At 59.3% G+C, this 4489-nt stretch carries 6 protein-coding genes and 1 tRNA gene; 2 read left to right on the top strand and 5 right to left on the bottom strand.

What is annotated here, in order from left to right; genetic code table 11:
* Positions 1-95: transposase (locus tag HLA95_RS26695; protein WP_222183311.1), on the bottom strand; the 95-nt coding region annotated here is incomplete at its 3' end.
* Positions 96-492: 397 nt separating this feature from the next.
* Here HLA95_RS26695 and HLA95_RS26690 point away from each other — a divergent pair.
* Positions 493-569: transfer RNA gene (locus HLA95_RS26690), tRNA-Pro, on the top strand.
* A 108-nt stretch (positions 570-677) separates the two neighbouring features.
* On the top strand, positions 678-1793 hold the full coding sequence (locus HLA95_RS26685; protein ID WP_222185043.1) for a TIR domain-containing protein: 1116 nt from the start codon (positions 678-680) through the stop codon (positions 1791-1793).
* 20 nt (positions 1794-1813) lie between these two features.
* On the opposite strand, the gene HLA95_RS26680 is transcribed toward HLA95_RS26685, so the two are convergent.
* The 4 genes from HLA95_RS26680 to HLA95_RS26665 form a co-directional block, all read right to left on the bottom strand.
* Complete coding sequence (locus HLA95_RS26680; RefSeq protein ID WP_191060997.1) at positions 1814-2833, bottom strand: DUF1376 domain-containing protein; 1020 nt, start codon at positions 2831-2833, stop codon at positions 1814-1816.
* A gap of 194 nt (positions 2834-3027) precedes the next feature.
* Positions 3028-3480 carry a hypothetical protein gene (locus HLA95_RS26675; RefSeq protein WP_191060998.1) on the bottom strand — a complete coding sequence of 151 codons (453 nt, stop codon included), beginning with the start codon at positions 3478-3480 and terminating at the stop codon, positions 3028-3030.
* Between the two features lie 338 nt (positions 3481-3818).
* On the bottom strand, positions 3819-4247 hold the full coding sequence (locus HLA95_RS26670; protein WP_191060999.1) for a hypothetical protein: 429 nt from the start codon (positions 4245-4247) through the stop codon (positions 3819-3821).
* A gap of 112 nt (positions 4248-4359) precedes the next feature.
* The coding region (locus HLA95_RS26665; protein ID WP_222182689.1) for an integrase core domain-containing protein at positions 4360-4489 on the bottom strand (130 nt) is incomplete at its 5' end.

The following is a 4489-nucleotide window of genomic DNA, read 5'->3' as shown; positions in this document are numbered from 1 at the left end:
CCGTGCTTCCGGCAGATCTCGGCAACCGGCAGCCCGGCCTGACCCTCCTTCAGGATCCCGATGATCTGCTCTTCGCTGAACCGGCTCTTCTTCATCGTCCGTCTCCTGATCGACGGACCCTAGCTTCAGACCGAGGGCATTTCAGGGGGCAAGGTCATCAGGGACGAGCGGGTCTATCAGCGCCTGCATGTCTGGAAAAAGAGGTCAAAGCGCAAACTAGTCCGTCTCCAGTAAGCAAGTAGTCGATGATGGGCCGGCGCGCCGCCACTCGGGATTCGATAGCTACGTCATCGGCACCGGTAGTTAGCATCTCGCCAAAGCTGTCAATCAACGCGATGATCGTTTGGACGTGTGGTACGATGTTGCCGCCGAGATGACCGTTCGGACCACGAGGTCTCAAGACTGAGGAACCTCACAGTCGTCCCGCCATCTTCATCATGCCATCAGCACCGCATTGCCCAAATCGACGCCATCCCCTATGACGTCGCCCGTCGGGGTGTGGCGCAGCCTGGTAGCGCATCTGCTTTGGGAGCAGAGGGTCGTCAGTTCAAATCTGACCACCCCGACCAATGAAAACAAGAAGTTAGGCGAGACGACGCTTCCTGAAATAGCTGGCTTAGGTAGCAAGCAGGAAGCATCCAGTTTCCGCTCATGGCGTCCGCGAGTTAGGAACCGGCATGGATCTTAGCGTCGAGCTGCTCAGCATTTCGTTCGCAATCGACCAGCTTCTTGAAGAAGATGGTGTTGTTACTGAGCGAAGGATCCTTGATTCGGTCATCCGAACAGCTGCTGATTTTGATAGCCGATCGAGCAAATCGTGGACGGGATACTTCGCAGACGTTTATTACGGAGGCCTCCGGCAACCTCCGCCTGGCGACACTTTTGATCCGGAATGGGGCTTCTTGCCCTCCTATGAGGGAGTCCATAATAAAAGATGGGATAGCTTTTCAAAGACTGAGGTCCGATCCAAAATATTGGAACTGGCTGGACTATCTGTTGAAGAGCTTCCGTCGGAACATTCCCGGTCGGCTCAGGCGCTTTTTAGTCGGTCGAAGGCTGCATTTGGATCCATTCTTGATCTGTTTTTGCGTGCTAATGCAGACAGCTTTCTCAGCAAGATTCAGGATGATCTACGAAAGCTAGAGATCGCTACGCGCAGTGACTTCCTGAGAGCGATGACCCCAAAGGGTTATATGATCTGCCGTGATCCGAAGGCTATCTCTCAGGGCACGCGCGTGCCACCCCATATCGATATTCTGGTCGAGGCAAAGGCTCTCGCCGCCCCTTTTGGTTGTTTGGAGCGTCTAAAGGAACTTGCTTCCACAGCTGCTGAGCATCAGTCTCGGCTTTCACGGCTGGGTGTGGTGCATCCGAACCGCGGGAACAAAGTATTCATTGGACATGGTCGTTCAGCGACGTGGCGGGAGTTGAAAGATTTTCTGTCAGAACGCCTAAATGTTCCGTGCGACGAGTTCAATAGAGTTCCCGTAGCTGGGCACACGACCGTAGATAGATTGAAGGAGATGCTTGATTCTGCGTGTCTCGCGTTCTTGATTATGACTGCCGAGGATGAGCAGAATGATGGTTCTGTTCGAGCGCGTCAGAATGTTGTACATGAAGCTGGGTTGTTCCAGGGGCGACTGGGGTTTAGTCGAGCAATAGTTATGCTTGAAGAAGGGTGTGATGCATTTAGTAATATCCATGGATTGACATATATTTGGTTTCCTAAGGGCAACATAGCGGCCTCCTTTGAAGAGGTCCGGCGTGTTATGGAGAGGGAGGGCTTGGCGTAGGCCCCTGCGATTTCTAAGCTTTACAAAGCGTGAGTGATCTCTTGTTTTTGTGTCGTAGCTATACGCTCCACCGCCAGAAACAGGTCCCGCGTATCCCGCCCTTCGCCCAACGTCTCCACCATCCCCACCAGCCTCTCCGCCCCCACCCGCGCCAGCAGCGCCTCGTAGCGGGCCCGGCTCTGCGTCGCCAGCAGAGCGCCGGCACTGAGCCTAGCCAGTTCGATCGGCTCTGCAGGAGCAACTGGCACCTCTGCCGCCTGATCCTGCCACCGCCGCTGCTCCAGCCAGTTCGCCGGGTGCGGGATGAACCGGTCCTGCGTGCCCTCCGCCTTCCAGGCAGCCGCAGCGGCCTTCACCGCCACCAGCAGCACATCCGCCTCCACCTCAGCCCGAACTCGCTGGTAGGCCTCCAGCGTCGCCCTGCGGCCGATCTTCCGGGGATAGGCCTGCCACCAGACCTCGAACTCCTCGAGCACACGCTCGTCCCCCGAGAGGGGGACTGTAGGGGGTGATTCTTTGGTTTTGGTATTTGGTTTTGGATAGCCGCTGATGTGCCCCCCATTTGCTGCCTGATGTGCCGGGGCAGTCTCTCGCTCCGCCAAGGGCTTAGCCTCCCGAGCCTGCCGCGCGGCCTTCTGGCGTTTCTCCGAGATCGCTCCGAGCTTTTCGCGAACAGATTGCTGCTTCTTCTGCGTCCAGCTGCCGCCCTGGATCCGCCAGAACGGCGCCAGGACCGGCCGCAGGCGCTTCCTCCAGCGATCGGGCGTCACCTTGGCCACGCGAGCCAGGAAGGCGTCGTCGTCACGCAGACAGCAGCCGGGCGAGCGCCAGGCGGCGAACAGGAGGAGCAGGTAGGCGCCATGCTCCTCTGTGGTCAGGTGGGTCGTGTCGGCGAGATAGGCGTCCGTGTAGAACGGCATCGCCGGGAAGTCGGCCATGATCGGTTCCCATGCGCCATGGATCGCCAGCGGCAGCAGCTGCGGCGGGATCGACAGGGCGCGAATGGAGAGAAAAGGGGGCCGCTCCCAAGGAGCATGCATTGGGAGCGGCCTGCTGAGTTCTGCATCGACCAGACCGCCTGCAGGTTAGGCGGTGGCCTTCCTGGTTCGCCGAAACTCGGCGCCCATGCAGTGCGCGATGAACGCGCCTGCATCAGCTCTGATAGATCGGTTCAGCGGGAAGGTCTGTAGATCTTTCGATCTGCAACCGCTTAGAAGGCGGTAGGTCGTGCAGGTCAGGCCACGTACCTGCGCATGAGCATCAGGTCATTGGCGATCGAGTGGGCCAACCGCGCATCGGTCGAGAGGTGCTTGTACTCATCCTGCTCGAACTGATCACCGTCTCGGCACCACTGGATCGCGCGCACCTTCACGAGCAACCCGTCAACGGTGAGCGCCGGGATGGCTTCGATCTTCCTCACAACGTCGCTGGAGAGTTCTACGAAGGGGTCGGTGTACTCGTCCGCCTCATGCGTAAAGGTGCCCTCCGTCGCGGCGTGAGCAGCTCGCTCCTCAGCCCAGGCACGCTCCAGTTCCCGACCGAGGCGCAGGAGTTCGGCGTCGGGGTGATGAGGCTGGCCTGCAGAGGCACTAGCGGCTGGGGCAGTGACACCGATCACCGAGGCTGTGCCAGCTTGCGCGAGCAGTGTGCGGCGGGAGGTGGTATAGACGTGGGTAGCTGATCGCATGGATGGCAACTCCTGCGTGAGGTCAGGCCCGGCGCGGGAGCTATCACCTTCCCGCCGGGCCGTATTTCTGATATCAGTTACCTATGACTGCGGCAATATCTAATATTAGAAAGCCTGGGCGCCCCAAGGTGGGGGCGACGCAGCTTAATGTGCGCGTTCCTCCTGAGGAGCTCGCACGTCTCGATACCTGGATCGCAAAGCAGCCCAAGCCTCACCCCAGTCGTCCAGAAGCGCTACGGCGGCTGGCATTCATTGCCCTGGACCAGTCCGAGAAGTGATGGGGTGGCTACGGACAAGAGCCCCCCAAAGCTAGATCGACTCAGGTTATCCGGAGCGTCTTATGAAGGCCCGCGGTGTGAATGTGCTAGGCGCTGGAGCTGGCCGACGTCGGGAGAAGTGCAATCAACTGCTCCGCGCTGGGCCATCCTGCTGATCCGGTCTAGGAAGCCACATTCTACGCCGCCAAAGTGCCCCTTGCTGATCATGTCTTTGACGATCCAGCCGAGCAGCGGCGAAGTCGGGTCTTTGGTCATGAATTCGATGTAGTGGTCACCGAGTCCCATACCGAGTGTGAAGTCCAGGGCCCAGTCGTCGGTCCTCTTGATCGACCAGAAGTCCCGGGGGGATAGCGTCTTGTCCCGGCGCAATTCTTCAGGAGTCCGATCAGCAACAAACGGCAAAGCCGCGATTAAATCGCTTGCGCCATTCCTGCGGCGGATCGCGGGACGATCGATTTTGGCCGTGGCATAGGTGACTTCAGCCGGCATGGAACGCCCCTGTTTAGTCGTAGGTTGGAGCCTCGCTTCGGCCCCGCCTCCAGCGGTAGCTGACAGTCCACTAGGGCTGCAATACTTGACCTTGCCCCCTGATTGCCCCCGTTCATAACCAGAGTCCGTTCTGGTCGTGGTCCTGTCTGGACCGGGTTGCGACCTCGTTCGGGGTGAGGCCGCCGAGGCTCGTGTGGGGCCGGTGGCCGTTGTAGTCGTCCCGCCAAGCATCGATGATCCGT

This window comes from Geminicoccus harenae (genome assembly GCF_019800005.1).
GTDB lineage: Bacteria > Pseudomonadota > Alphaproteobacteria > Geminicoccales > Geminicoccaceae > Geminicoccus > Geminicoccus harenae.
The sequence above is the reverse complement of the archived record's forward strand: the minus strand, read 5'-3'. Positions and strand labels throughout refer to the sequence as shown.

Excerpts from the sequence above, each read along its gene's own strand:
- HLA95_RS26685 (WP_222185043.1), top strand. The coding sequence starts at position 678 with ATGGATCTTAGCGTCGAGCTGCTCAGCATTTCGTTCGCAATCGACCAG.
- HLA95_RS26680 (WP_191060997.1), bottom strand. The coding sequence starts at position 2,833 with ATGCATGCTCCTTGGGAGCGGCCCCCTTTTCTCTCCATTCGCGCCCTG.
- HLA95_RS26675 (WP_191060998.1), bottom strand. The coding sequence starts at position 3,480 with ATGCGATCAGCTACCCACGTCTATACCACCTCCCGCCGCACACTGCTC.
- HLA95_RS26670 (WP_191060999.1), bottom strand. The coding sequence starts at position 4,247 with ATGCCGGCTGAAGTCACCTATGCCACGGCCAAAATCGATCGTCCCGCG.